This window comes from Pseudomonas sp. MC6, from assembly GCF_054790575.1.
The window spans coordinates 3,150,758-3,175,599 of sequence record NZ_CP186504.1; the positions used below are offsets into that span (position 1 = coordinate 3,150,758).

Annotated in this window: 24 protein-coding genes and 1 riboswitch; of the genes, 6 read left to right on the top strand and 18 right to left on the bottom strand. The window is 60.3% G+C overall.

Features of this window, described 5'->3' with window-relative positions:
* Nucleotides 1-169 precede the first annotated feature (169 nt).
* Complete coding sequence (locus ACOYXE_RS14025) at nucleotides 170-3,640, top strand: hybrid sensor histidine kinase/response regulator (RefSeq protein WP_160056930.1); 3,471 nt, start codon at nucleotides 170-172, stop codon at nucleotides 3,638-3,640.
* Between the two features lie 87 nt (nucleotides 3,641-3,727).
* On the opposite strand, the gene ACOYXE_RS14030 is transcribed toward ACOYXE_RS14025, so the two are convergent.
* Nucleotides 3,728-5,092 (bottom strand): DNA recombination protein RmuC, encoded by a 1,365-nt coding sequence (locus ACOYXE_RS14030; RefSeq protein ID WP_163013634.1) that lies wholly within the window; start codon nucleotides 5,090-5,092, stop codon nucleotides 3,728-3,730.
* A 175-nt stretch (nucleotides 5,093-5,267) separates the two neighbouring features.
* Nucleotides 5,268-5,591, bottom strand: coding sequence for an SEL1-like repeat protein (locus ACOYXE_RS14035; RefSeq protein WP_160056928.1), 324 nt, complete (start codon nucleotides 5,589-5,591; stop codon nucleotides 5,268-5,270).
* Nucleotides 5,592-6,553: 962 nt separating this feature from the next.
* Here ACOYXE_RS14035 and ACOYXE_RS14040 point away from each other — a divergent pair.
* The 3 genes from ACOYXE_RS14040 (at nucleotide 6,554) to ACOYXE_RS14050 (ending at nucleotide 8,952) form a co-directional block, all read left to right on the top strand.
* Nucleotides 6,554-6,778 (top strand): hypothetical protein, encoded by a 225-nt coding sequence (locus ACOYXE_RS14040; RefSeq protein WP_034156218.1) that lies wholly within the window; start codon nucleotides 6,554-6,556, stop codon nucleotides 6,776-6,778.
* A gap of 273 nt (nucleotides 6,779-7,051) precedes the next feature.
* Nucleotides 7,052-7,534, top strand: coding sequence for a hypothetical protein (locus ACOYXE_RS14045; protein ID WP_007919783.1), 483 nt, complete (start codon nucleotides 7,052-7,054; stop codon nucleotides 7,532-7,534).
* 146 nt (nucleotides 7,535-7,680) lie between these two features.
* Nucleotides 7,681-8,952: an OmpP1/FadL family transporter gene (locus tag ACOYXE_RS14050; RefSeq protein ID WP_102900832.1), complete on the top strand. Its 1,272-nt coding sequence runs from the start codon at nucleotides 7,681-7,683 to the stop codon at nucleotides 8,950-8,952.
* 199 nt (nucleotides 8,953-9,151) lie between these two features.
* On the opposite strand, the gene ACOYXE_RS14055 is transcribed toward ACOYXE_RS14050, so the two are convergent.
* The 14 genes from ACOYXE_RS14055 to cobO form a co-directional block, all read right to left on the bottom strand.
* On the bottom strand, nucleotides 9,152-9,712 hold the full coding sequence (locus tag ACOYXE_RS14055) for a glutathione peroxidase (protein ID WP_160056924.1): 561 nt from the start codon (nucleotides 9,710-9,712) through the stop codon (nucleotides 9,152-9,154).
* 55 nt (nucleotides 9,713-9,767) lie between these two features.
* Entirely contained in the window at nucleotides 9,768-9,890 is a 123-nt protein-coding gene (locus ACOYXE_RS14060; RefSeq protein WP_460929681.1) for a hypothetical protein, read from the bottom strand.
* Nucleotides 9,887-11,095 (bottom strand): MFS transporter, encoded by a 1,209-nt coding sequence (locus ACOYXE_RS14065; protein WP_460929683.1) that lies wholly within the window; start codon nucleotides 11,093-11,095, stop codon nucleotides 9,887-9,889. The genes ACOYXE_RS14060 and ACOYXE_RS14065 overlap by 4 nt, the downstream gene beginning before the upstream one ends.
* A 53-nt stretch (nucleotides 11,096-11,148) precedes the next feature.
* Nucleotides 11,149-11,553, bottom strand: a complete 405-nt coding sequence (locus tag ACOYXE_RS14070; protein ID WP_160056920.1) for a MarR family winged helix-turn-helix transcriptional regulator — start codon at nucleotides 11,551-11,553, stop codon at nucleotides 11,149-11,151.
* Between the two features lie 174 nt (nucleotides 11,554-11,727).
* Entirely contained in the window at nucleotides 11,728-12,459 is a 732-nt protein-coding gene (locus ACOYXE_RS14075; RefSeq protein ID WP_460929685.1) for an adenosylcobinamide-GDP ribazoletransferase, read from the bottom strand.
* Nucleotide 12,460: 1 nt separating this feature from the next.
* A complete protein-coding gene (gene cobC / locus ACOYXE_RS14080) occupies nucleotides 12,461-13,036 on the bottom strand; it encodes an alpha-ribazole phosphatase family protein (protein WP_460929687.1) in 576 nt (191 codons plus the stop codon).
* Nucleotides 13,033-14,088 carry a nicotinate-nucleotide--dimethylbenzimidazole phosphoribosyltransferase gene (gene cobT, locus ACOYXE_RS14085; protein ID WP_460929689.1) on the bottom strand — a complete coding sequence of 352 codons (1,056 nt, stop codon included), beginning with the start codon at nucleotides 14,086-14,088 and terminating at the stop codon, nucleotides 13,033-13,035. Before cobT ends, cobC begins: the two co-directional genes overlap by 4 nt.
* Complete coding sequence (gene cobU, locus ACOYXE_RS14090) at nucleotides 14,085-14,606, bottom strand: bifunctional adenosylcobinamide kinase/adenosylcobinamide-phosphate guanylyltransferase (protein ID WP_460929691.1); 522 nt, start codon at nucleotides 14,604-14,606, stop codon at nucleotides 14,085-14,087. Before cobU ends, cobT begins: the two co-directional genes overlap by 4 nt.
* A 148-nt stretch (nucleotides 14,607-14,754) precedes the next feature.
* Complete coding sequence (locus ACOYXE_RS14095; protein ID WP_160056910.1) at nucleotides 14,755-16,206, bottom strand: cobyric acid synthase; 1,452 nt, start codon at nucleotides 16,204-16,206, stop codon at nucleotides 14,755-14,757.
* Nucleotides 16,203-17,195, bottom strand: coding sequence for a threonine-phosphate decarboxylase CobD (gene cobD / locus ACOYXE_RS14100; protein ID WP_160056908.1), 993 nt, complete (start codon nucleotides 17,193-17,195; stop codon nucleotides 16,203-16,205). The genes ACOYXE_RS14095 and cobD overlap by 4 nt, the downstream gene beginning before the upstream one ends.
* Nucleotides 17,188-18,096 carry an adenosylcobinamide-phosphate synthase CbiB gene (gene cbiB / locus ACOYXE_RS14105; RefSeq protein ID WP_160056906.1) on the bottom strand — a complete coding sequence of 303 codons (909 nt, stop codon included), beginning with the start codon at nucleotides 18,094-18,096 and terminating at the stop codon, nucleotides 17,188-17,190. Before cbiB ends, cobD begins: the two co-directional genes overlap by 8 nt.
* Nucleotides 18,093-18,743: a 5,6-dimethylbenzimidazole synthase gene (bluB, locus tag ACOYXE_RS14110; protein ID WP_160056904.1), complete on the bottom strand. Its 651-nt coding sequence runs from the start codon at nucleotides 18,741-18,743 to the stop codon at nucleotides 18,093-18,095. Before bluB ends, cbiB begins: the two co-directional genes overlap by 4 nt.
* A gap of 47 nt (nucleotides 18,744-18,790) precedes the next feature.
* Nucleotides 18,791-20,140 (bottom strand): cobyrinate a,c-diamide synthase, encoded by a 1,350-nt coding sequence (locus ACOYXE_RS14115; RefSeq protein WP_160056902.1) that lies wholly within the window; start codon nucleotides 20,138-20,140, stop codon nucleotides 18,791-18,793.
* Complete coding sequence (gene cobO, locus ACOYXE_RS14120; protein WP_003223053.1) at nucleotides 20,137-20,748, bottom strand: cob(I)yrinic acid a,c-diamide adenosyltransferase; 612 nt, start codon at nucleotides 20,746-20,748, stop codon at nucleotides 20,137-20,139. The genes ACOYXE_RS14115 and cobO overlap by 4 nt, the downstream gene beginning before the upstream one ends.
* Before the next feature lie 81 nt (nucleotides 20,749-20,829).
* Nucleotides 20,830-21,054, bottom strand: a riboswitch (cobalamin riboswitch).
* Nucleotides 21,055-21,217: 163 nt separating this feature from the next.
* On the opposite strand from cobO, the gene ACOYXE_RS14125 reads away from it, so the two are divergent.
* Nucleotides 21,218-21,802 carry a hypothetical protein gene (locus ACOYXE_RS14125; protein WP_077571724.1) on the top strand — a complete coding sequence of 195 codons (585 nt, stop codon included), beginning with the start codon at nucleotides 21,218-21,220 and terminating at the stop codon, nucleotides 21,800-21,802.
* Nucleotides 21,803-21,868: 66 nt separating this feature from the next.
* Nucleotides 21,869-23,182, top strand: a complete 1,314-nt coding sequence (locus ACOYXE_RS14130) for a PQQ-dependent sugar dehydrogenase (protein ID WP_405122065.1) — start codon at nucleotides 21,869-21,871, stop codon at nucleotides 23,180-23,182.
* A 133-nt stretch (nucleotides 23,183-23,315) separates the two neighbouring features.
* Here ACOYXE_RS14130 and ACOYXE_RS14135 read toward each other — a convergent pair whose 3' ends face one another.
* Nucleotides 23,316-23,852 carry a C40 family peptidase gene (locus ACOYXE_RS14135; protein WP_034156233.1) on the bottom strand — a complete coding sequence of 179 codons (537 nt, stop codon included), beginning with the start codon at nucleotides 23,850-23,852 and terminating at the stop codon, nucleotides 23,316-23,318.
* A gap of 218 nt (nucleotides 23,853-24,070) precedes the next feature.
* Complete coding sequence (locus tag ACOYXE_RS14140; protein ID WP_007919826.1) at nucleotides 24,071-24,688, bottom strand: C40 family peptidase; 618 nt, start codon at nucleotides 24,686-24,688, stop codon at nucleotides 24,071-24,073.
* Between the last annotated feature and the right edge of the window lie 154 nt (nucleotides 24,689-24,842).

A 24,842-nucleotide genomic window follows, 5' to 3' on the forward strand; every position in this document is an offset into this window, starting at 1 on the left:
GCTCCTACAGGGTTTTGTGCTTGGCAGCGCAACGGCGGAAACCACCCGATTCCCCACCTGCGACACCCCGCCACGCCACGACCTTGGTCGACACTGACTAACCGCCCCGCTCATGCGAGACTGTCCGCCCGGGCAGGAGTGCCGGGGAGTCTTCTGTCGGGAGTGTTGCATGTCGCTGTCCACCGGGCTGATCGCCGCCGTAGCCCTGGCCTATATGGCCATAATGTTCGCCATCGCCTTCTACGGCGACCGTCGCAGCGCGCCGTTGCCGCCGCGCATGCGTGCCTGGGTGTACAGCCTGTCATTGGCAGTTTATTGCACCAGCTGGACGTTCTTCGGCGCAGTCGGTCAGGCGGCCGAACAACTGTGGTCATTCCTGCCGATTTACCTTGGGCCGATCCTGCTGTTAGTGGGCGCGCCGTGGGTCCTGCAGAAAATGGTGATGATCAGCAAACAGGAGAACATCACCTCCATCGCTGACTTTATCGCCGCGCGTTACGGCAAATCGCAATCGCTGGCGGTGGTCGTGGCGCTGATCTGTCTGGTCGGCGTCCTGCCATATATTGCCCTGCAGCTCAAAGGCATCGTTCTCGGCGTGAATCTGTTGATCGGTGCCGGTGCCGACGCCATGGGCACCCGCGCCCAGGACACCGCGCTGATCGTGTCGCTGGTGCTGGCGCTGTTCACCATTGTCTTCGGCACGCGCAACCTCGATGCCACCGAACACCACCGGGGCATGGTGTTGGCGATTGCCTTCGAATCGCTGGTCAAGCTGTTCGCCTTCCTCGCCGTCGGCGCCTTCGTCACTTACGGCTTGTACGACGGTTTTGACGACTTGTTCAATCAGGCCATGCTCGCCCCGCGCCTTGAGGAATACTGGAAGGAAACCATTAACTGGCCGTCGATGGTGGTGCAGACCGGCGTGGCGATGATGGCGATTATCTGCCTGCCTCGGCAGTTCCACGTCACGGTGGTGGAGAACATCGACCCGCAGGATCTGCGTCTGGCCAAATGGGTGTTTCCCGCCTATCTCGCACTGGCCGCGCTGTTTGTCGTACCGATCGCGCTGGCCGGCCAGATGATGCTGCCCAGCGACGTACTGCCCGACTCCTTCGTGATCAGCCTGCCCTTGGCGCAGGCGCATCCGGCGCTGGCGATGCTGGCGTTTATCGGTGGCGCATCAGCGGCAACCGGCATGGTGATTGTCGCCAGCGTGGCGTTGTCGACCATGGTCTCCAACGACATGCTGTTGCCGTGGTTGCTGCGCAGAAATAACGCCGAGCGCCCATTCGAGGTATTCCGCCAGTGGATGCTCTCGGTGCGCCGCGTGAGCATCGTGGTGATTCTGTTGCTGGCGTACGTCAGCTATCGCTTGCTCGGCTCGACCGCGAGCCTGGCGACCATCGGCCAGATCGCCTTCGCTGCGGTGACCCAACTGGCACCAGCGATGCTCGGCGCGCTGTACTGGAAACAGGCAAACCGCCGCGGTGTTTTCGCCGGTTTGGCCGCCGGTACATTCCTCTGGTTCTACACGTTGATCCTGCCGATTGCCGCGCACAGCCTGGGCTGGTCGCTAAGCAGTTTTCCGGGGCTGGCGTGGCTGCACAGCAATCCACTGAACCTGCCAATTACCCCGCTGACCCAAGGTGTGGTGCTGTCGCTGGCCGGCAACTTCACTTTGTTTGCCTGGGTCTCGGTGCTGTCGCGTACTCGCGTCTCGGAGCACTGGCAGGCCGGGCGCTTCATCGGTCAAGAGATCAGCGCGCGGCCGAGTGCACGCTCGATGCTGGCGGTGCAGATCGACGACTTACTGCAATTGGCCGCGCGCTTTGTCGGTGAGGAACGCGCGCGTCAGAGCTTCATTCGCTTCGCCTATCGCCAAGGCAAGGGCTTCAATCCGAACCAGAATGCCGACGGCGAATGGATCGCCCACACCGAGCGCTTGCTGGCCGGTGTGCTTGGCGCTTCTTCGACGCGCGCCGTGGTAAAAGCCGCCATCGAAGGTCGGGAAATGCAACTGGAGGATGTAGTCCGCATCGCCGACGAAGCCTCCGAGGTACTGCAGTTCAACCGCGCCTTGCTGCAAGGGGCGATCGAGAACATTACCCAAGGCATCAGCGTGGTCGACCAGTCGCTGAAACTGGTGGCCTGGAACCGGCGTTATCTGGAACTGTTCAACTACCCCGACGGTTTGATCAGTGTCGGCCGACCGATCGCCGACATTATTCGCTACAACGCCGAGCGCGGTTTGTGCGGCCCCGGCGAAGCAGAAGTCCACGTTGCCCGCCGTTTGCACTGGATGCGTCAGGGCCGCGCGCATACGTCTGAGCGGCTATTCCCCAACGGCCGAGTGATCGAGTTGATCGGCAATCCGATGCCGGGCGGCGGCTTCGTCATGAGTTTCACCGACATCACCGCGTTCCGCGAAGCCGAGCAGGCACTGACCGAAGCTAACGAAGGGCTGGAGCAACGCGTCAGCGAACGCACCCAGGAACTGTCGCAACTCAACGTCGCGCTGACTGACGCCAAGGGCACTGCTGAGGCGGCCAACCAGTCGAAAACCCGCTTCCTTGCGGCGGTCAGCCATGACTTGATGCAGCCGCTGAACGCGGCGCGGCTGTTCTCCGCCGCCCTCTCCCATCAAGACGATGGTTTGAGCAGTGAGGCGCAGAAACTGGTGCAGCACCTCGACAGTTCGTTGCGCTCGGCCGAGGACTTGATCAGCGATCTGCTGGACATTTCCCGCCTGGAAAACGGCAAGATCAACCCGGATCGCAAGCCGTTCGCCGTCAATGAGCTGTTCGACATTCTCGGTGCCGAGTTCAAGGCCCTGGCCCAGGAACAAGGACTGATTTTCCGTGTGCGCGGCAGTCATTTGCGCATCGACAGCGACATCAAATTACTGCGACGGATTCTGCAGAACTTCCTCACTAACGCATTTCGCTACGCCAAAGGCCCGGTGTTACTGGGTGTGCGCCGGCGTGGCGGCGAACTGTGCCTGGAAGTGTGGGATCGCGGGCCGGGAATTCCGGAAGATAAACAACAGGTGATTTTCGAAGAATTCAAACGCCTCGACAGCCATCAGACCCGTGCCGAAAAAGGCCTCGGGCTGGGGTTGGCGATTGCCGATGGTTTGTGCCGTGTACTCGGGCATACCTTGCGTGTGCGTTCGTGGCCGGGGCGCGGCAGTGTGTTCAGCGTCAGCGTGCCGCTGGCTCGCTCACAAGCGGTGCCGGCGAGCGCCGCCGTTGAATTGAATGGCAAATTGCTGAGCGGCGCGCAGGTGCTGTGTGTCGACAATGAAGACAGCATTCTGATCGGCATGAACAGCCTGTTGAGCCGCTGGGGTTGTCAGGTGTGGACGGCGCGCAACCGTGAGGAATGTGCGGCGCTGCTGAGTGACGGCGTGCGACCGCAACTGGCGTTGGTCGACTATCACCTTGACCACGGCGATACCGGCACCGAGTTGATGGCATGGTTGCGCACCCGCCTGGGCGAGCCGGTGCCAGGCGTGGTGATCAGTGCTGACGGGCGACCGGAGATGGTTGCGCAGGTGCATGCGGCGGGGTTGGATTATCTGCCGAAACCGGTGAAACCGGCGGCGTTGCGGGCGTTGTTGAGTCGGTATTTGCCGCTATAGAAGCAAAAGATCGCAGCCTCCGGCAGCTCCTACATTGGTATGGCGTACATCCTGTAGGAGCTGCCGGAGGCTGTGATTTTTTGATCTTTATTCAGGGAGTTCGACGAGACCATCGACATCGGTCATCGCCCGCTCCAGCAAGTCCGCCGGCAAACTCTTGCTCGCCCGCGCACCGAGCAATTTGAGCTGTTCACTGCGACTGACCAGATTGCCGCGCCCCTCGGTCAGCTTGTTGCGCGCTGAACTGTAGGCTTTATCCAGCTGTTGCAGACGATTGCCAACCTCGTCCAGATCCTGAATGAACAGCACGAATTTGTCGTACAGCCAGCCGGCGCGCTCGGCGATTTCACGGGCGTTCTGGCTCTGGCGCTCCTGCTTCCAGAGGCTGTCGATCACGCGCAAAGTTGCCAGCAGGGTGGTCGGGCTGACGATGACGATGTTGCGGTCGAAGGCTTCCTGAAACAGCGATGGCTCAGCCTGCAACGCCGCCGAAAACGCCGCTTCGATCGGCACGAAGAGCAAAACGAAATCAAGGCTGTGCAGGCCTTCCAGGCGCTTGTAGTCCTTGCCGGCCAGGCCTTTGACGTGATTGCGCAACGACAGCACGTGCTGCTTGATCGCGATCTGCCCAAGGCTGTCGTCGTCGGCAGCCACGTATTGCTGATACGCGGTGAGACTGACCTTGGAATCCACCACCACTTGCTTGTCGCCCGGCAGATAAATGATCACGTCAGGCTGAAAACGCTCGCCATCCGGGCCTTTGAGGTTGACCTGGGTCTGGTACTCGCGGCCCTTCTCCAGACCGGCGTGTTCGAGCACACGCTCGAGAATCAGCTCGCCCCAGTTGCCTTGGGTTTTCTGGCCTTTGAGGGCACGGGTCAGGTTGGTGGCTTCGTCGCTCAGACGCAGATTGAGCGCCTGCAAGCGCTCCAGCTCCTTGGCTAGCGAGAAACGCTCGCGGGCCTCGGCCTGATAACTTTCTTCCACACGTTTTTCGAAGGACTGAATGCGTTCCTTGAGCGGATCGAGCAACTGACCGAGCCGTTGCTGACTGGTCTCGGCAAAACGCTGCTCGCGCTCATCGAAGATCTTCCCGGCCAGCTCGGCAAACTGCGCGCGCAGTTCATCGCGCGAGCCTTGCAGATCGTTGAGGCGTTGCTGGTGGCTTTCCTGTTGCTCGCGCAGTTCGGCGTTCAATGAAGCGGCCTGTGCGTCGAGGCGGCGCAGCTCGGCTTCCTTGTTGGCGCGTTCGAGGTTCCAGGCGTGGGAGGCATCGCGGGCGTCGTCGCGCTCGATCTGCAGCAGTTCGACTTCCCGGCGCAGGGCCGCCAGATCAGCCTGCTTGGCGGCATTGGCCTGGCCGAGATCGGCGACTTCATCGCGGCTGGCGTCGAGCTGCGCGTTGAGTCCGTCCTGTGCCAGTTGTGCCATGGCCAACCGTTCTTCAAGCAACGCGACCTCGGCCTGCCCATTGCTCGCCCGGCGTTGCAGCTGCCAGGCCAATGCCAGCAGTGGCAATCCCGCCCCTGCAAGCCCCAGCAATACGCTGGTCAAGTCCATAGCCATAGCCACTCCCGCCGATCTTATAAAGCCTGAAGGTTAACCAAGGTGTCAGGTCTTGGACAGCTCAGTCTTCGAGCAGACCAAGTTCCTGTTGCGCGCGACGGTCGCCGGCGCGGGCGGCCTGACGCAGCAGATCCTGACCGATGCGACGATCCCGTGCGTTGCCGCACTCGCGGCACATCAATTGACCGAGGCGACTTTGCGCGGCGACCACACCTTCACGCGCCGGTTGCTTGAGCAGGCGGCCAGCGAGGTGTTTGGCATTGTCACTGTCGCTCAGGCGCGGACTGTCGAGCAGCCATTCGGCAACGCGAACGGAAAATCGCTTGGGCGGGGTAACAGGAGAAGGCTGTGAGGTAACAGAGTCTGATACTGAGCGAAACTTCATAAAGCACTGTGGGACGAATCGGAAGGCGCGCCACTCTACTCTCTTTTTCTTACAGGTAAAGTCGAAAAAAAACCCGGCACGCCCGTCCTAGAGCAAGCGCTCGGGACAATCCACAGAAGCTGTGGATAACTCAGTGGACAACCGCCTTCCAACTCTCGCAAAGCCTTATGGAATGGGGCTCGCAGTCAAACTGACGATTTTTTCACCAACAAAAAAAAGCGATGTTTTTCATTGACTTAAACTTTCGTTACAGGCAGCCACCGGGGTCAGGATTGGTATGACAGCGCCGTTACAGCCTGCGCAACTAATGTGCACAAGTACCTGTTACCTGGTTATATCGCTGCGCTTTTTCGGGTCGCTTTGGCAGTCGGGCTGGGGATAAACCGGTCTGGCACGCGCCCTGATGAAAATCTCTTCACCGACCGGCGGTCAAAAAATGCGCCAATTACGGGCAATTCAGTCAACCGGCCAAGCAGACTCGATCTGTGGCTGCAATGTTTTTCTACGCCAAGTTTGCTTTACCCGTTTCGATCCGTTAGTATCCGCGGCGTTAGTACCAAGCTGAAAGTCAATTCCGGTCGAACACATCCCCACGGTCAGCCTTCTACCAAGAAGCCCTACCGAAAAAGCGGGAACGACCCCTCGATGGTTTCCAGGTAAATCTTGCGACAACACTGCCTTCCAATGATGCGAAGGGTGTTGCGAAGAGCACTTACTCTGACCGAACCAACCTGCAAATTGATCAGGATCTTCACCCCGGGCCCAGAACCTTTGCCCTTGTTGTGATGCCTGCCCTCCTAAGTACCTACCTGCCAGCCCAAGCGCGCCAACTTATCAGCGCTTCAAACTGGCTGCTTTGTTCCAGTCGGGTTCTTCGTTCGATCAATGGTGATCGACGTTACTGGAACGTTTTAACGTTGCACGGTTCTTATCCGTGTCATTTGTAGGAACACCTAATAACTATGTCTACTCAAATCCATACTCAGGATGCCATTCGCACCCTAACCAACGCTTTTGCACCAATGAACTGCCTGATCATGGCCGCTCGCAAAGGCTGCTTCAGTTTCACACTGGTCAACGAACACGGTATCGCCCGCCACAGCGAGCGTCTGTACCCCGATCAGTACTCCAGCGCGGAACCGCTGCAGGCCGTGATCGATCGTACCCGTCAGGCATTGATTGCCTGAGAGCCGAAAAGGCTGCAAAAGCAAAGCCCCGCACAAAAATGCGGGGCTTTTTATTGCCCGATGTTTCACTTTTAGCCGACGGCGCTTAAGTACCAACCGATATAACGGTTATAACTCGAAGCCGAAAATATTTTAAAAACAGGCCTTTACGTCGCGAATATGACACTACACTTCAACTCAAGCGGCGTGATCCGCTTGCGGCGAGCCTGAACCGATCCACAGCTGCCAAGCCCCCTTCAGGACTCGCCATTAATAACAAGAACCGAGGGTTTTATGGGTATCGCTGCCAGCGAACTATGCCGCTACGTGATCCGTCCTACGCTGATCTACCTGGGACGTCACAGCGCGACTGCCGAATCCCTGCTGCTGGGCATCGCCGCCAGCCAGTCAGCCCTGGGTTCAGCCCTGCATGACCGCCGGGGCCACGGCCTCTACCGCATCGCCGAGCATCGCCATCAAGCCCTTTGGGATGATTATCTGGCGCTCGATCCGGAACGCGCCAGCCTGGTGCGCGGCCTCGCCAGTCAACATGCATTCCTGAGCGGTCCACACCTGGAACTGACGGTCAATCTGCGTTACGCCACGGCCATCGCCTGGTTGCTGGTGGAAGAACAAAACCCCACCCTACCCGACTCCAACGATTTGCTGGGAATGGCGCGTATCTGGCGCCAGACCTTTCAACCCCAAGGTCGCCTGCGCGACTTCACTTATGCCTGGCACACCTGTGTTTCAACGGTGAATCAGGTCGCGTGCTGACCCACTGGTTTCAGAAGATCTGCCAACAGGTCGCGATTCTGGTCGGATTGTCCTACAAAACCGCTCTAACTCAAGGCATACGGACTATAGCGCTGTGACGAAAATCTTGGTAATTTTCGCCCCGGTGATCACCAGGAGTTCTAATAATGAAAAAAGTCATGCTCAAAACCACCCTTAGCCTCGCCGTTACCCTTGCCTCCACTCAAATTTTTGCGGCCGGCTTTGCCCTCAACGAACAAAGCATCAGTGGGATGGGGACTGGTTTTGCCGGGCGATCTTCTTCTGCCGACGACGCAAGCACTGTGTATGGCAACCCTGCCGGCATGTCGCGCATCAAGCGCGAACAAGTTACCGGTGGCGTAGCCGTCGTCGATGCTCATACCGATATCAGCAATGCCAGCTCCAGCCCCAACGGCGGCAGCAACAAAGGCGACATGGTGCCCTTCACCGCGGTACCTATGGGCTTCTATGTCAAACCAATCGATGAGCATTGGGCATTCGGCCTCGGCGTTTATGTGCCGTTCGGCCTGATCACTGATTATGAAAACGGCTTTGCCGGCCGTTACTTCGGCAGCAAGTCCGAAGTACAAGTCATCACTTTCCAACCGACCATCAGCTACGCCTTCAACGACAAGGTGTCGATCGGTTTCGGCCCAACCATCAACCGCATTGACGGTGCGCTGGAATCCAACCTGTCGATCACTCAAGCCCTGCCGGACGGCAAGGTGAAGATCAAGGGTGACGACACCGCACTGGGCTACAACGTCGGCCTGCTGGTACAAGCCACCGACACCACTCGCGTGGGCCTGACCTATCACTCGAAAGTCGACTACAAGCTCGAAGGCAACACCAAGGTCAACTACGGCGCACTGGCCGCAGTCGGTCTGGGCGCCAGCCAGAAGTACGACGCTTCGCTGAAGATCACCACACCCGAATCGGTCGACCTCTCGGTTACCCAGGCGATCAACGATCGCTGGAACGTGTATGCCGGTACCACCTGGACCCGTTGGAGCCAGCTGGAAAAAATCACCGTGAAAAACTCCGGTGTGCAGCCGCTGCTGGCCGGCCAGTTCGGTTCGATTAACGAAGACCAGAACTGGCATGACTCCTGGGCCTACGCCGTGGGTACTTCGTACCAGTTGAACAAGGAATGGGTACTGCGTACCGGTCTGACCTTCGACCAGTCGCCGACCAATAATGAAGACCGTTCGCCACGCATTCCGACTGGCGACCGTACCATCTTCAGTATCGGTGCCGGCTGGAGTCCGACCGACGACCTGACCATCGACGTTGCCTACTCGTATCTGAAAGAAGAGTCGGTGAAGATCCGCAACGAAAACAACCGTGGCCAGAGCTACGACGCCAAGTATGAAAACTCGGCAAACGGTTTCGGTGTCGGCGCGACTTATCGCTTCTGATGCTGTGTGGCGAGGCTGATCCCTCGCCCACAAAAAAGCCCCGCTCTCTTTGCAGAGGCGGGGCTTTTTAATGCCTGACGTTTGCGACACGTGTAGGAGCTGTCGAGTGCAACGAGACTGCGATCTTTTGATCTGTTTTTTAAAGTCAAAAGATCGCAGCGTGCCGCAGCTCCTACAAAATCATCGCCGGCCTACGGATTCAGGGCTTCAGTGGTTTCGAGGCGATAGCCTTTTCGATCGCGGCAACAAACTCCGGATCATCAGGCTTGGTCAGGCTGGAGAAATTGGCGATCACCTTGCCTTGGCGATCGACCACATACTTGTAGAAATTCCACTTCGGCGCGCTGCTCTGCGCAGCCAGCACCTGGAACATATGCGTCGCGTCATCGCCACGGACTTTCTGCGGCTCAGTCATGGCGAACGTCACGCCGTAGTTGGCGTAGCAGACCTTGGCAGTCTCGGCGCTGTCCTTGGACTCCTGCTTGAAGTCATTGGAAGGGACGCCGAGCATTTGCAGTCCTTGCGACTCAAAGCGCTTATGCAGCGCCTCAAGGCCTTCGAACTGAGGGGCAAAACCGCAAAAGCTGGCGGTGTTGACCACCACCAACGGTTTGTCGGCGTACTGTTTACACAGATCGATGGATTCCTTCGCCCGCAATTTGGGCAGCGAGCCTTGCAGCAGTTCAGGACAGTCAGCGGCCTGAGCCAGGCCAGTCAACGCCATCAGCATCGCGGGAACAGCACACCAGCGCATCAGCATGTCGAGCATCCTTGAGCAGTCGTTCAGAATTCGACGTTACTCGTCATCCCCGTTTCTAGCAAATGCTCATGCCCAACTGCATCAAGGCCAGGCCGCCCTGCTGCCAGCCCCACCACACCAGTGCCAGCAAGGCGCCGCCGAGTGCGCTGATGGCGATTCGCGGCCAGAATCGGTTCATGCGGCGCCCGCTGCGGTCTGCAGACGTGCGACCGGGCGCTCGCGCACCGGCCAGTTGAGCGCGGCCGCCAGCAGGCTCAGCAAAATCGCCACTTGCCAGATCAAGTCGTAACTCCCGGTTCGGTCATACACCACCCCGCCCAGCCAGCCGCCGAGGAACGAACCCAGCTGATGGAACAGAAACACGATGCCACCGAGCATGGACAGATTTCGCACGCCAAACAAGGTCGCCACCGTACCGTTGGTCAACGGCACCGTCGATAGCCACAGCAACCCCATGGCCATACCGAACAGGTAGGCCGACGTGGTCGTCACCGGCAGCCACAGAAACAGCACAATCACCACCGCACGCAACAAGTACAACGCTGTCAACAGACGCGGTTTGGACATACGCCCGCCGAGCCAGCCGGCGGTGTAGGTACCGAAGATATTGAACAATCCGATCAACGCCAACACCGTCGTGCCAACGCTGGCTGGCAGATGCTGATCGACCAGATACGCAGGCAAGTGCACGCCGATAAACACCACCTGAAAACCGCAGACGAAAAAGCCGAATGCCAACAACCAGAAACCCGAATGCGAGCAGGCTTCGCGCAACGCTTCAGACAGGGTTTGTTCATGGCCAAGCACCGGCAGCGGCTTGTCCTTGAGCATGCTCACCAGCGGCACGATCAGCGCCACCAGCAAGCCCAATACCAACAACGCCGCCGACCAGCCGAGCCAGCCAATCAAGCCGAGGGTACCCGGCAACATGGCGAACTGGCCGAAAGAGCCGGCGGCGCTGGCAATGCCCATGCCCATGCTGCGTTTTTCCGGCGGCACCGCGCGGCCGACGACGCCGAGGATCACCGAGAACGAGGTGCCGGACAGACCAATGCCGATCAGCAGGCCGGCGCTCAGTGATAGCGTTACCGCCGAATCAGACAGCCCCATGCACACCAGACCCACCGCGTAGAGCACCCCACCGACGAGCACCACTTTTGCCGCGCCGAAGCGGTCAGCCAATGCGCCGGTAAAAGGTTGCGCCAGGCCCCAGATCAAATTCTGCAACGCGATGGCGAAGGCAAACACCTCGCGCCCCCAGCCGAACTGCGCGCTCATCGGCGACAGGAACAGACCGAAACCGTGCCGCACGCCCAATGACAACGCGAGAATCAGCGCACTCCCGACCAACACCCACCCGCACGTACGCCACATCGATGTCATTGTTATTCTCCGCTTGCGGGTATATACCCGCTTGAGTTTGGAAAAAACCGGCCTCAGGCCAGTTCATCCAGCAATCTGAGCAAGGTTTCACGCTTCTCGGCACCCAGTCGGTCAATCAACCGCTGCTGCGCCGCTTCCCAGGCTGGCAGTGCTGCTGCCAAGCGTTGCACGCCGGTCTCGGTAAGCTTGACGATGCGGTTACGCATGTCCTCGCCCTCGGCCAATACCACCAGCCCCTCGCCTTCCAGCACCCGCAAATTGCGCCCGAGGGTGCTGCGATCCAGGCCCATGGCTTCGGCGAGTTCGGAGATGCTCGGTTGATCCAGACGCTGCAGGTTGCACAGCAAAGAATACTGGGCAACGTTGATCCCGAAGCCGTCGAGAGCGCCGTCGTAATGCCTGCTGACGCCACGCGCGGCGCGACGCAGGTTGGTGCACAAACACTGAGAAGGAAGCATGATGCGTGTATATACCCGCGACTGTGTTAAATCAAGTTACGGATGAGGTTACCCGTAACATTTGTACTACCTGGCAAACCGCTATCGCGAGCAGGCTCACTCCTACAGGGGAACGCGGTCAACTGTAGGAGTGAGCCTGCTCGCGATGAGGCCGGCATGACCAGTAGAAATCCATCAGGCCAAAACCACTCCAACCAGCACCACCATCTCCAGCAATTCCAGCAACGCCCCCGCCGTATCGCCCGTCGTCCCGCCCAACCGCCGCATCATCACCTGCCGCAGCCAGACAAACACACCGACCGAAATCACCAGCGCAACGACAGCGCTAAACCCGGCAATCAACATGCAGGCCAGCGCACTCAAGCCCAGCACTCGCCATCCGGCCTTGCGCGGCAAATGATCCGCCAACGCTTGCCCCAACCCGCCCGCGCGTACATAGGGCGTGGTCAGAAACAACCCCAACAACGCAGCCCGCCCGAGCAGAGGCAGAATGATCAACGCAAGGCCTTGCTGTTGCTCGATCAACGCCAACAACGCAGCAAACTTCAGCAACAACAGCAACACCAGCGTGACCACCGCAATCGGCCCGCTGCGCGGGTCCTTCATGATGGTCAGCGTACGCTCGCGATCACCAAAACCGCCGAGCCAGGCATCGGCGCTGTCAGCCAGACCATCAAGGTGCAGTGCGCCGCTGAGCAGCACCCAAACCGTCAACAGCAATGCCGCATGCAGCAACAACGGCGCGCCGCTCAAGGCGAGATTCAGCGCCCACAGGATCACGCCGAACAGCAGCCCCACCAACGGATAAAACAGCAGCGACCGCCCAAGTTGCTCCGGCTCAGGCATCCCCGACAAACGAATCGGCAGGCTGCTGAGAAATTGCAGGGCGATCCACAGCGGCAACATGTCAGCAACCTTCCTTGAGTGAACCGTCAACATCGACCGTCAGCGCAAACAACGCGCCATGAGCAACCTCGACATTGAGCAGTTGTTCGCGCGGCAACCCTCGCGCTTGCGCCAGCAACAAACGCATCACGCCGCCATGACTGATCAGCAAAACCCGCTCGCCAGCGTATGCACTGTGCAGGCGCGCAACGGCCTCCAGCACTCGAGTAGAAAACTCGCTGACCGGTTCACCCTGCGGCGGCGTAAACGAATACGGATCGGCCCAGAACAACCCCAGCGCCTCCGCATCGGTCTCCATCAACGCCGCCGCGCTCTGCCCTTCCCACGCACCGAAATGCAGCTCTTGCAGATCCTTGTCCAGATGCACTGACAGGTTCAGTTGCTCACCCAGCTCTGTGGCAAACCGCGCGCAACGTTGCAACGGCGAACTGACGATCCGATCCCACGGCCCGCCCTCGACCACGGCCGCACGCATTTGCGTCCAGCCCTTTTCGGTCAGTGCATCGTCGAGGCTGCCGCGCAAACCACCGCCGAGTTCAGTCTCACCGTGGCGCAGCAGATCCAGTTGCAGGGTCATGCCGGACGATCCGCTACCGCTGCTTCGGCGAAGGTCGCCATCTGCCCGTGCAGATCACAGGCCAGACGCAGCAATGGCACCGCCAGCGCTGCGCCACTGCCCTCGCCCAGACGCAAACCGAGCTCCAGCAACGGCTCGGCCTGCAGGGTTTCCAGCACATGACGATGGCCCGGCTCGGCACCGCGATGGCCGAACAGCAACCACTCGCGGCAGGCCGGATTCAAACGCACCGCAACCAGCGCCGCGACCGTGCAGATAAAGCCGTCGACCAACACCGCAATGCCTTCTTGAGCCGCTGCCAGATAGGCACCGACCAGCGCGGCGATTTCAAAACCACCCAGGTTGAACAGCGTCTGCAACACATCGCCACGCTGCGCTGCATGCAACGCCAATGCACGCTCGATCACTTGCGCTTTATGGCTGACGCCTTCGGCATTCAGCCCGGTGCCGGGACCGGTCAGATGCGCCACCGGGCAATCGAGCAAGGCGCAGGCCAAGGCACTCGCGGCCGTGGTGTTGCCTATGCCCATTTCGCCACCGATGAACAACTGCGCGCCCGCCGCTTTCGCCCGCAACAGACTGTCGCGACCGGCCTGCAACGCCAGTTCGCCCTGGGCCTGAGTCATCGCCGCGCCCTGCACGAAGTTCGCCGTGCCCGCGCCGATGTTCAAGTGGCGCACACCCGGCAGATTCAGCGCGGGATTCACCGTGCCCAGATCGACCACTTCCAGCTGTGCACCAAGCTGGCGTGCCAGCACACTGATCGCCGCGCCGCCACTGACGAAGTTGAGCAGCATCTGCCCGGTGACTTCCTGCGGGAACGCCGAAACCCCTTCAGCCACCACGCCGTGATCACCGGCAAAAATCGCGATCCACACTTGCGCCAGCGTCGGTTTGATCTGGCCTTGCAGACCGGCCAGTTGCACCGCGACCGATTCCAGTCGACCGAGCGAACCGGCCGGTTTGGTCAATTGCTGCTGCCGTGCCGTCGCTTGTGCAACGACGTTGAGATCGACCGGTTTGCACGGGTTCAGCCACCAGGTTTGAGTCATAACGCAGGTCCTTTCAGAGTCAGGGGCAGGCCGGCGACGGTCAGGACAACACGCTGACAACGCTCGGCCAGAGCTTGATGCAGCCAACCGGCTTCATCGACGTAGCGGCGAGTCAATTCGCCCAGCGGCACGACACCCATTCCGGTCTCGTTGCTGACAAAAATGATTTCTCCCGGCAGCGAGGCCAGGCATTCGAGCAGGGCTTCGCGCTCGGCAGCGAGGCGTTCGGCGTCATCGAGCATCAGCAGATTGGTCAGCCACAGGGTCAGGCAATCGACCAACAGGCAACGCTCGGCGCTGGCGCTTTCGCGCAGGACGCGGGCCAGTTCCAAGGGTTCTTCAATGAGTGCCCATTCGACGGGACGGCGGGCGCGGTGATGGGCGACGCGATCGTTCATTTCACCATCGAGGGGTTGGCTGGTGGCGATGTAGGTGACCGCCAGATGGCTATCGCTGGCGAGTTTTTCTGCCAGGCGACTTTTGCCGGAGCGGGCGCCGCCGAGGATCAGTTGGAGCATGGGTTCATCCAGGAAAATTCAAGTGAGACAACCGCCGCTTTCGCGAGCAGGCTCGCTCCCACAGGGTTATGAGTTGTACTCAAAATGTATGGCTAACCGCATTCACTGTGGGAGCGAGCCTGCTCGCGAAGAGGCCAGCACAGGCAACTCAAATCCCACAGAGCCGACGCAACAGATCAGTATCCAGATGCTTCTCCACCAGATCCGCCAAACGCTCGATATCACGCTCGCGCAAGCCGTGGTAATCCACCTCCTGGACATCGCTCAACCCGGCCCAGCGCAACAACGCCGCACTCGCCGCCGGCGATTCAAACAGGCCATGCAGATAGGTGCCAAATACCTGCCCATCAACACTCTGTGCACCATCGCAACGACCGTCATCCAGATACACCGCAGCGTTTTCCAGTGCCGGTCCGCTGGTCACGCCGGCATGAATTTCATAGCCGCTGACGTCGGCATCTTCCAGCGCCAGCCGTCCACGCACATTGCGCAACTGCTTCTCGGCTTCAAGTGTGGTTTCGAACGCCAGCAAGCCCAAACCGGCACTCGTGCCCGGCGCACCTTCAAGACCGAGCGGGTCATGCACCTGCTCACCGAGCATCTGCAGACCGCCGCAGATCCCCAGCACTTTGCCGCCGTAACGCAAGTGCCGAGAAATCGCCGCATCCCAGCCATTGGCACGCAGATAAGCCAGATCGCTGCGCACGCTTTTCGAGCCCGGCAGAATGATCAGGTCAGCAGCAGGAATCGCCTGCCCCGGCCCGACAAATTGCAGATCGACCTGCGGATGCAAACGCAGCGGATCGAAATCGGTGTGGTTGCTGATGCGTGGCAGCACCGGCACCACCACTTTCAGCACTTGTTCGGCCTTGTCGGTCTGGCGCTGATCGATGCCGTCCTCGGCCTCAAGGTGCAGATCCATCACATATGGCAACACGCCCACCACCGGTTTGCCGGTGCGCTGTTCCAGCCAGTCGAGGCCCGGTTGCAGCAAGGCGATGTCACCGCGAAAACGGTTGATGATGAAGCCCTTCACCCGCGCCTGTTCGCTCGGCGAGAGCAACTCCAGGGTGCCGACCAGATGCGCGAAAACCCCGCCACGATTGATGTCGGCAATCAGCAAAACCGGGCAATCCACCGCTTCGGCAAACCCCATGTTGGCGATGTCGCCCGCGCGCAGATTGATCTCCGCCGGCGAACCCGCGCCTTCGACCATCACCAACGGATACGCCGCGCTGAGCCGTTCGTGGGACGCGAGCACCGCTTTCATCGCGATGGCTTTGTAGTCGTGATACGCCACGGCATTCATCGACGTTACCGCGCGGCCATGAATGATCACTTGCGCGCCGATATCGCTGTTGGGCTTGAGCAGCACCGGATTCATGTCGGTGTGCGGTTCAAGAAACGCTGCTTGCGCCTGCACCGCTTGCGCGCGGCCGATCTCACCGCCATCGGCGGTCACGGCGCTGTTGAGCGCCATGTTCTGTGGCTTGAACGGTACGACCGCCACGCCTTGACGCGTCGCCCAGCGGCACAGCGCCGTCACCAGTGTGCTTTTACCGGCATCGGAGGTGGTGCCCTGCACCATCAGGGTGGTCATGCGTGATCCTTGGCAAAAGCGCTTAAAGCGTGTTCGAGACGCGCCTCTTCAGCCGCGTCGGCGGGCAGGCCAAAACGCAAACTGCTGTTGTGAGTGAAGATGCGCAGGAGAATGCCGCGACGGGCCATGAACCCGTGCATCGCTTCGGCATGCTCGGTGATCAGCCACTGGAACAGCGCGCAGCCGCCCTGCGGCTTGAAGCCGTAGCGTTCAAGCAGCGCCGCCAGCCGCTCACTGGCCTCATCACTGCGAATCCGTTGGCGTGTGTGCCCTTCAGTGTCTTGCAGACACGCTTGCCCGAGCACCCGCGTCGGCCCACTCACCGCCCAAGGCCCGACCTGTTCGGCGAGCAGCTTGAGCAACTTGCGCTCGGCCAGGACAAAGCCCAGACGCACCCCGGCCAGACCGAAAAACTTGCCGAACGAACGCAACACGATCAGCCCGACTTGATGGGCATGCGGCGCCAGACTCAGTTGTGGCGTGTTATCCATGAAAGCTTCATCGACCACCAGCCAGCCACCGCGCCGGGCGAGCCGCGCATGCCAGTCGAGCAATCGCGCCGGGGTCAGGCTCAGGCCGGTCGGGTTGTTCGGGTTGACCACCACCAGCACGTCGAGGCTGTCGAGAAAGAATTCGACTTCCTGCTCCAGCACTTCGCGCACGATGTAACCGCTGCGCCGCCAAGCTTCGGCGTGTTCGGCATAACACGGCGACAACACACCGACCTTGCCGGCCCGACGCAAACGCGGCAGCAACTGAATGGCCATCTGCGAACCGGCCACCGGCAGCACTTGCGCGGCACCGTAGTAATCGCACGCAGCTTGCTCCAGGCCGTCGTCGGTTTCCGGCAGGCGCGCCCAGGCGCGCAGCGGGATTTCCGGGATCGGAAATGGCCATGGCGCGAGGCCGCTGGACAGGTCGAGCCAGTCCGCCTCGGCAATGCCGTAATCGTGTGCAGCCTTGCGCAGCCGGCCACCGTGCTCAAGCATAGAATTCAGCCCCCACGCAGAGAATCAGCAGCCATAACCATACCCCGCGCTGGACCAATTGCCAGCCACGGTCAATGGAATCTGCATCGGCGGGAACGCCTTCACCCAGTTGCGGACGGTCGTGAAGTTCGCCGTGGTAAATCGCCGGCCCACCTAATTCCACGCCCAGCGCACCGGCGCCAGCCGCCATCACCGGGCCAGCGTTGGGGCTGTCCCACTTCGGCGCCTGGGTGCGCCAGCACTTCAGTGCAAGTCGGGTTTTGCCCAACAGTGCGTAGGTCAATGCCACCAGACGCGCAGGAATGTAGTTCAACACGTCGTCGATTTTCGCCGCCGCCCAGCCGAAACGTTCGAAGCGTTCGTTGCGATAGCCCCACATCGCATCGAGCGTGTTGCTCAAGCGATAGAGGACCACGCCCGGCGCACCGGCCACGACAAACCAGAACAGCGCGGCAAACACCGCATCGCTGCCGTTTTCCAGCACCGACTCAGTGGCAGCCCGAGCGACGGCAGTGCTATCGAGCTCATCGGTCTGGCGGCTGACCAGATAGCCGACACGCTTGCGCGCCTCTTCCAGATCATCTGCGCGCAAAGCAGCGGCCACCGGCGCCACATGCTCGCCGAGGCTGCGCATGCCGAGGGCGCAATACAATGCAAGAATCTCGACGACCCAGCCCACGTACGGTGCCCAGGAAAATGCGGTGGCGAGCAAGGTCAGCGGCAGCACCGCGATCACCCACGCGGTGACGCCGTGGCTGCGCCAGCCCCGGCCACCGGCGTTGAAACGTTGCTCGATGCGCCCGGCAAAATTGCCGAAAGCCACCAGCGGATGCCAGCGTTTCGGTTCACCGAGCAGCGCATCCAGCGCCACCGCGGCGACACTCAACAACGCCACACTCATTGACTCACTCCCCAATAATTTTCGTACAGCAACTCATTGAGCGGACGCGCCTGCGCCCACCCTTCGAGTACCAGCATCGGCGCCGGATAGAATTCCTTGACCGGGCCCAGACATAAAACAGCGAGAGGCTTGGCGCCTTCGGGCAACTTCAACAGGTCAGCGAGTGCCTGTGGCTCGAATAGTGAAACCCAGCCCATGCCCAGGCCTTCGGCGCGCGAGGCCAGCCACAGATTCTGGATCGCGCAGGACAGCGAGGCCATGTCCATTTCCGGCAGCGTGCGACGACCGAAAATGTGCTTTTCGCGATCGTCCATCAACGCGGCGACCAGCACTTCGGCGCACTCATGGATACCCTCGACCTTGAGTTTCATGAACTCGTCGCTGCGCTCGCCGAGGGCTTCGGCGGTGCGGATGCGTTCTTCTTCGACGAGGTTCTGGATCTGCCCGCGTAAAGTTCGGTCGCTGATGCGAATGAAGCGCCAAGGCTGCATCAGGCCGACGCTTGGGGCCTGGTGGGCGGCTTCCAAAAGTCGGCGCAACAGCTCCGGCTCGACGCTGCCGCCGGTGAAATGGCGCATGTCGCGGCGCTCGGCGATGGCTCTATAAACCGCTTCGCGCTCGGCTTCGGAAAATGTGTTGTCGGTCATGGCCTCTTCGCGAGCAAGCTCGCTCCCACATTGGACGGGGTGCTTGCTCAAGAAACGCAATCCCCTGTGGGAGCGAGCTTGCTCGCGAAGGCGGCCTCACGGTCTGGCGCAAACAATGCGGCAATCGCATTCGGATTCGAGGGAAAATAGAAGTGCACATAAGAGGCCGTCATCCGCCCTTCCCGATAAACCGCCTCGGCGCCACGCCCACCATTCGGGCTCAAGCCACGGGCAATCGGCGTCAGTTCGGTGGTGGTCAGGGAGTGATGATAGGTGTGACCGCGCAGCGAACCTTCCGGCAGATCCACCGCTTGCAACGCCAACGCCGCCAGACGCTTCTGCATCACCGCATCGCCCTCAAGCAGTCCGACCAGTTCGGTACGAGTGCCTTCAACGTCCGTCAAAGAGGCGAGCAAATACAACATGCCGCCACATTCAGCGAGCAACGGTTTCCCCGCCGCATGATGCGCACGAATCGCCTCAAGCATCGCGGTGTTCTGCGACAATGCAACATGGTGCAATTCCGGATAACCGCCGGGCAGATACAAGCTATCCGCCTCAGGCAAGTGCGTATCGCGGATCGGCGAGAAGAAACTCAACTCAGCGCCCATCGCACGCAGCAGATCCAGACTCGCGCCATAAGTGAAGGCAAACGCCTCATCACGCGCAACGGCAATGCGCACATCCTTCAGCAGCGGCTCGACAGCTATCACGTCAGGCGCGGCGAACTCAACCGCCGGTGGCAGCGCTACCTCGCAACTGCTGGCCAATGCATCGGCAGCGGCGTCGAGACGCACATCGAGGTCATTCAATTCGCTAGCCTGCACGAGGCCGAGGTGACGACTCGGCAATTCGATGCCAGTCTCACGCGACAACGCACCGTACCAGCGCAAACCTTCAGTCAGGCTGCCTTCGAGCAATTGCGCATGGCGCAAAGTGCCAACACGATTGGCCAGCACGCCGGCAAATGGCAAATCCGGCTGATACTTCGCCAGGCCCAGCGCCAACGCACCAAAAGTCTGCGCCATCGCCGTCCCATCAATCACGCCAAGCACCGGCACACCGAAGTGCCGCGCCAGATCGGCGCTGGACGGCGTGCCGTCAAACAGGCCCATCACGCCTTCGATCAGAATCAGATCCGCCTCGGCAGCGGCGTCCCACAACAGGCGACGACTTTCCTGCTCACCGACCATCCACATGTCCAGTTGATACACCGGCGCACCGCTGGCGCGTTCGAGGATCATCGGGTCGAGAAAGTCCGGGCCGCATTTGAACACGCGCACTTTGCGCCCCTGATTGCGATGCAAACGGGCGAGCGCGGCGGTGACGGTGGTCTTGCCCTGACCGGAAGCCGGCGCGGCGATGAGCACCGCCGGGCAGTGACGTGGTTGATTCAAAGTTCGACGCCTTTCTGCGCTTTGATGCCGGCCTGAAAGGCGTGTTTGAGCATGCCCATTTCGGTGACCGTGTCGCCCATTTCGATCATTTCCGGCTTGGCCGCGCGACCGGTGACGATCACGTGCTGCATCGGCGGACGCGCCTGCAGATCGCTGAGTACCTGATCGAGATCGAGGTAGCCGTGTTTGAGGGCGATGTTCAATTCATCGAGCACCACCAGACCGATCGACGGATCACGCAGCAGTTCGCGCGAGACTGCCCACGCGGCTTCGGCAGCGGCGATGTCGCGCTGACGATCCTGGGTTTCCCAAGTGAAGCCTTCGCCCATCACATGGAAGCGAACTTGCTCGGGGAAGCGGCGGAAAAACAGTTCTTCACCGGTGCTGTTGCGGCCCTTGATGAACTGCACCACACCGCACTGCATGCCGTGGCCCATAGCGCGGGCGAGCATGCCGAACGCCGAGCTGCTTTTGCCTTTGCCGTTGCCGGTCAGCACCAGCACCAGGCCACACTCGTCAGGCGAGTTGGCGATGCGTTCGTCGATCACGGCTTTTTTGCGTTGCATACGCGCCAGATGGCGTTCGTCGCGCTCGGGGGAATCAGTCATGGGGGAGCTCTCCGTTGAGGCTGGATAACGGCGGGCAGGCACAAGAATAGACGGCAAAAAGCCTGGCATCGCCCACCGTGATGCCGCTGGATGGATCAGGCCGGTCTCCGGGCTCATGAGCGGCGTTGGCCTGACTGCGCGCCTTCCCGCTTTGAGCAGTGGCATTCGACGCAGTGTTCACTCATTTACCGTTGCGGGGGCAGCGCCGGGATCGTGGTGGTTCTTCGTGCGAAGACAACCCTCACCGGCTTCCCTGTTTCACTCTGTCGACGCAGGTCACAGAGCACCTGAAACAAGCCGCGAAGGTTAGAGGGTTGGGGGTGGAGCGTCAATTAAAGAGGCGGCCATCGAGCGAATAACTGCCGTCGATCAATTCTCTGACGCCAATCTTGTGCCACACTGATACAAGTGATATCAAAGAGCCATGCTTTTTCCGAAACGCCCACTACAACAATAAAGGATGATGACGATGCAAGGCATGATCATCAGCAACCCGCGCCTGGAATTCCTGCGCCCGGTGCTTGAACGCTGGTTTGACTGTATCGACCGTTACAACGCCGTGCGCGGCGACAGCGACACGCCTTACTGGCATGACGAGAAAGCCAATCTCGGATTGCTCTCGGCGGCGGCGTGGATGGCCGAGCTGGTCACTTTGAACGACACTGCCACGCGCAAACAGAACGAAGAAGGCGAGCGCAATGCCCGCGCCGATCTGTTTCTCGCCGGTGCTGAGGACCGCGCTTTCATTCAGGCCACGCAACGCTGGCCAAAGGTTACCAACCTGAATCTGACCCAAGCTCTGCTGGACATCACCAACGATGCCAAACGCATCAGCTATGCCAGCGACCTCAAGCTCGGCTGCCTGTTTGTCGCGCCGCAAAAAGCCCAGCACAGCGCCAGCCCCGAAGAGTTGCAGGACATGGTCGACGATCTGCAAAAGGAACACACCTGTGCCGTCGCCTGGTATTTCCCCTACGCCTACCGCAAATTGCGCAGCGAAGCGGGCAACTATCACCCGGGCATCGCCGTGCTGTTCAAGGAAGCCCGCGGCTGAGCAGTTGAACCATCGGGCTTGCGCCCTCCTCTATGATTAGGAATGCATTCATAGGGAAGATCAGCAATGCGCAAGCCCCAGCTCGTTTTTGTCATCGCCTTCGCCGGAGGACTCGCCGCCTGCGGTGAAACCTCCAGCCTGCAAGTCTCCGACGGCACCGGCCCGTCACCGAAACTCCCCGAACCGAACAAGACCCTGATCCCGACGGTGAACATCGCCCCGGCAATCGGCTGGCCCGCAGGCGGCAAACCGACTGCGGCGGCTGGCACTCAGGTGGCAGCGTTCGCCGAAGGCCTCGATCATCCGCGCTGGCTCTATGTCTTGCCCAATGGCGATGTGCTGGTGGCGGAAACCAACGCCCCGCCAAAGCCTGATGACAGCAGTGGCATTCGCGGCTGGGTGATGAAAAAGGTCATGGGCAAGGCTGGCGCGGGCGTGCCGAGTCCGAACCGCATCACCTTGCTGCGTGACGCCGATCACGATGGCGTGGCTGAGACGCGCACGGTGTTCCTGCAGAACCTCAACTCGCCGTTCGGTATGACGCTGGTCGGCAACGATCTTTACGTCGCTGACACCGATCGCTTGCTGCGCTTCAACTACGAACCCGGCGCGACCGAAATCAAGTCGCAACCAATCAAGGTTGTCGATTTGCCCGGCGGCACGCTGAATCATCACTGGACCAAAAACGTCATCGCCAGCAAAGACGGCAGCAAGCTGTACGTCACGGTCGGCTCGAACAGCAACGTCGGCGAAAATGGTCTGGATAAGGAAGAAGGCCGCGCAGCGATCTGGGAAGTCGATCGGGCGACCGGCAATCACCGCATCTTCGCCTCGGGCATCCGCAACCCCAACGGCCTGGCCTGGGAGCCCAGCAGTGGCGCGTTGTGGACAGCCGTCAACGAGCGTGACGAAATCGGCAGTGATCTGGTGCCGGACTACATCACTTCAGTGAAGGACGGCGGATTCTATGGCTGGCCGTTCAGTTACTACGGTCAGCATGTTGATGTCCGCGTGTCGCCGCAAAACGCGGACCTGGTGGCCAAGGCCATCGCCCCGGATTACGCGGTCGGGCCGCACACCGCCTCGTTGGGCCTGAGCTTCGCCGAGGGCAACACCCTGCCGGCGCAGTTCAAGGAAGGCGCGTTCATCGGCCAGCACGGCTCATGGAACCGCAAACCGCACAGTGGCTACAAAGTGATTTTCGTGCCGTTTACCGGCGGCAAGCCGAGCGGCACACCGGTGGATGTGCTGACCGGGTTCCTCGACAAGGACGAGAATGCATTGGGCCGGCCGGTAGGCGTGGTGATTGATCAGCAGGGTGGCTTGCTGGTGGCGGATGATGTTGGCAATAAGGTGTGGCGAGTCTCAGCCACGAAGTGATGTTGAATGTGACCTGAAACAACTGTGGGAGCGAGCCTGCTCGCGAATGCGGAGTGTCAGTCTCCATTGAGTTGACTGATACACCGCTTTCGCGAGCAGGCTCGCTCCCACATTAGGATTGCTGCGATTTTTACTACGGGTTATGCGCCAGATGCTCCGGCTGCAACACCCGCTTGGCACTCAGATAAGCCTTCTGCCAATACGCCTTCGACAGGCTGTCGAGCTTGACCGTCCCGCCCGTGGCAGGCGCATGCACAAACCGCCCTTCGCCGACATAAATCCCCGCGTGACTGACCTGCGAGCCGCCATTGGTGGCGAAGAAAATCAGGTCGCCCGTCTGCAAGCCTTCCTTGCCAACATTCGGCGCCTGCATGACGATCATCTCGCGCGTGGAGCGCGGCAGCGAGATGCCTGCTGCATCACGGTAGACAAACCCGATCAGGCCGCTGCAATCAAACCCCGAATCCGGCGTGTTGCCGCCCCAGCGATAAGGCGTGCCGACCAAGCCGAGCGCGCGAAACAGCACGTCCTCAGCAGCAGGCGAAAAAGCTTGGGAGGGGCCGAACACGACCGGGGCGCGTACCACCGGCGCAGGTGGCGGCGTGCGACTGGCGCAGGCGCTGAGCAGCGCTGCGAAGAAGATCAAAGTGAGGCGTGCCGACATCGTCATAAGCAGAACATCCTGATCTGGCTGCGGCTTTTTCTGCCGATGGACAGAAAACAAAACCGCCTGCGTGAGCACGCAGGCGGTTTGCCATCAATATAGATACAGGATTCTAGCGGCTACGCGGCAAACTTCAAGTAAGACTTTAACTTCACCTTGTAAAGTCTACGTCTACTCCGTTGCCGGAAGCCTGATTGTCGCCGCGAACGCAGCGACAATGGGGATTACTTGCGAGCGGTGACGACCGTCGGAGCGTTGGCCAATGCGCGTTTCGCTTCGATGAAGGTCTTGCTCCAGTAGCTGTCACCCAGGCTGTCGATGCGAACACCGCCGCTGCGACGACTGCTGGAGTGGATGAACTGGTTGTCACCGAGGTAGATCCCGGCGTGACTGACACGACCGCGACGACCGTTGGTGGCGAAAAACAGCAGATCGCCCGGCTCAAGGTTGCTGCGCGATACCAGTGGAGCATCGACGTTAATCATTTCACGCGTGGAGCGTGGCAGGTTCATGCCAGCTTCTTCACGGAACAGGTAGCCGATGAAACCGCTGCAATCGAAACCGGCTTCAGAGGTACCGCCGAAACGGTAACGGGTACCGATCAGGGACATGCCGCGTTCGAGGATGCTGTCGGCCAGAACAGGAAGCTGATAAGGCTTCTTGCCATTGAATTCGTTGAGTTCTTTTTCGGTGTCCAGCTCTTCCTGATAAATAACGGAAGACTGAGCCGTGGCAGAATTTTTAACCTGTTGAGGCTGCTCTTGAACTGGAGAATGAGCAGCACAACCGTACAACAGGGTGACGAGTGCGAGAGGCACGAGGGGTGCGAAGCGCTTTAGCATGGGCACGACCGTGGCTGATAGTTGTAAAGAAGGCGAGACTATGCCCGCTATCAGCCTCATTTGCAAATTCAATCGATCTTTTTGTGACTTCTCGGTTTCTCGTTTACATCTAAGCGCTTAAGCCCATTTGAACCGATACGCGGCTTGCACACCG

What these genes read in the sequence shown, in the direction of transcription:
- ACOYXE_RS14025 (WP_160056930.1), top strand. Translation starts at nt 170, where the DNA reads ATGTCGCTGTCCACCGGGCTGATCGCCGCCGTAGCCCTGGCCTATATG.
- ACOYXE_RS14035 (WP_160056928.1), bottom strand. Translation starts at nt 5,591, where the DNA reads ATGAAGTTTCGCTCAGTATCAGACTCTGTTACCTCACAGCCTTCTCCT.
- ACOYXE_RS14040 (WP_034156218.1), top strand. Translation starts at nt 6,554, where the DNA reads ATGTCTACTCAAATCCATACTCAGGATGCCATTCGCACCCTAACCAAC.
- ACOYXE_RS14045 (WP_007919783.1), top strand. Translation starts at nt 7,052, where the DNA reads ATGGGTATCGCTGCCAGCGAACTATGCCGCTACGTGATCCGTCCTACG.
- ACOYXE_RS14050 (WP_102900832.1), top strand. Translation starts at nt 7,681, where the DNA reads ATGAAAAAAGTCATGCTCAAAACCACCCTTAGCCTCGCCGTTACCCTT.
- ACOYXE_RS14055 (WP_160056924.1), bottom strand. Translation starts at nt 9,712, where the DNA reads ATGCTGATGCGCTGGTGTGCTGTTCCCGCGATGCTGATGGCGTTGACT.
- ACOYXE_RS14060 (WP_460929681.1), bottom strand. Translation starts at nt 9,890, where the DNA reads ATGAACCGATTCTGGCCGCGAATCGCCATCAGCGCACTCGGCGGCGCC.
- ACOYXE_RS14065 (WP_460929683.1), bottom strand. Translation starts at nt 11,095, where the DNA reads ATGACATCGATGTGGCGTACGTGCGGGTGGGTGTTGGTCGGGAGTGCG.
- ACOYXE_RS14070 (WP_160056920.1), bottom strand. Translation starts at nt 11,553, where the DNA reads ATGCTTCCTTCTCAGTGTTTGTGCACCAACCTGCGTCGCGCCGCGCGT.
- ACOYXE_RS14075 (WP_460929685.1), bottom strand. Translation starts at nt 12,459, where the DNA reads ATGTTGCCGCTGTGGATCGCCCTGCAATTTCTCAGCAGCCTGCCGATT.
- cobC (WP_460929687.1), bottom strand. Translation starts at nt 13,036, where the DNA reads ATGACCCTGCAACTGGATCTGCTGCGCCACGGTGAGACTGAACTCGGC.
- cobT (WP_460929689.1), bottom strand. Translation starts at nt 14,088, where the DNA reads ATGACTCAAACCTGGTGGCTGAACCCGTGCAAACCGGTCGATCTCAAC.
- cobU (WP_460929691.1), bottom strand. Translation starts at nt 14,606, where the DNA reads ATGCTCCAACTGATCCTCGGCGGCGCCCGCTCCGGCAAAAGTCGCCTG.
- ACOYXE_RS14095 (WP_160056910.1), bottom strand. Translation starts at nt 16,206, where the DNA reads ATGACCACCCTGATGGTGCAGGGCACCACCTCCGATGCCGGTAAAAGC.
- cobD (WP_160056908.1), bottom strand. Translation starts at nt 17,195, where the DNA reads ATGCTTGAGCACGGTGGCCGGCTGCGCAAGGCTGCACACGATTACGGC.
- cbiB (WP_160056906.1), bottom strand. Translation starts at nt 18,096, where the DNA reads ATGAGTGTGGCGTTGTTGAGTGTCGCCGCGGTGGCGCTGGATGCGCTG.
- bluB (WP_160056904.1), bottom strand. Translation starts at nt 18,743, where the DNA reads ATGACCGACAACACATTTTCCGAAGCCGAGCGCGAAGCGGTTTATAGA.
- cobO (WP_003223053.1), bottom strand. Translation starts at nt 20,748, where the DNA reads ATGACTGATTCCCCCGAGCGCGACGAACGCCATCTGGCGCGTATGCAA.
- ACOYXE_RS14125 (WP_077571724.1), top strand. Translation starts at nt 21,218, where the DNA reads ATGCAAGGCATGATCATCAGCAACCCGCGCCTGGAATTCCTGCGCCCG.
- ACOYXE_RS14130 (WP_405122065.1), top strand. Translation starts at nt 21,869, where the DNA reads ATGCGCAAGCCCCAGCTCGTTTTTGTCATCGCCTTCGCCGGAGGACTC.
- ACOYXE_RS14135 (WP_034156233.1), bottom strand. Translation starts at nt 23,852, where the DNA reads ATGACGATGTCGGCACGCCTCACTTTGATCTTCTTCGCAGCGCTGCTC.
- ACOYXE_RS14140 (WP_007919826.1), bottom strand. Translation starts at nt 24,688, where the DNA reads ATGCTAAAGCGCTTCGCACCCCTCGTGCCTCTCGCACTCGTCACCCTG.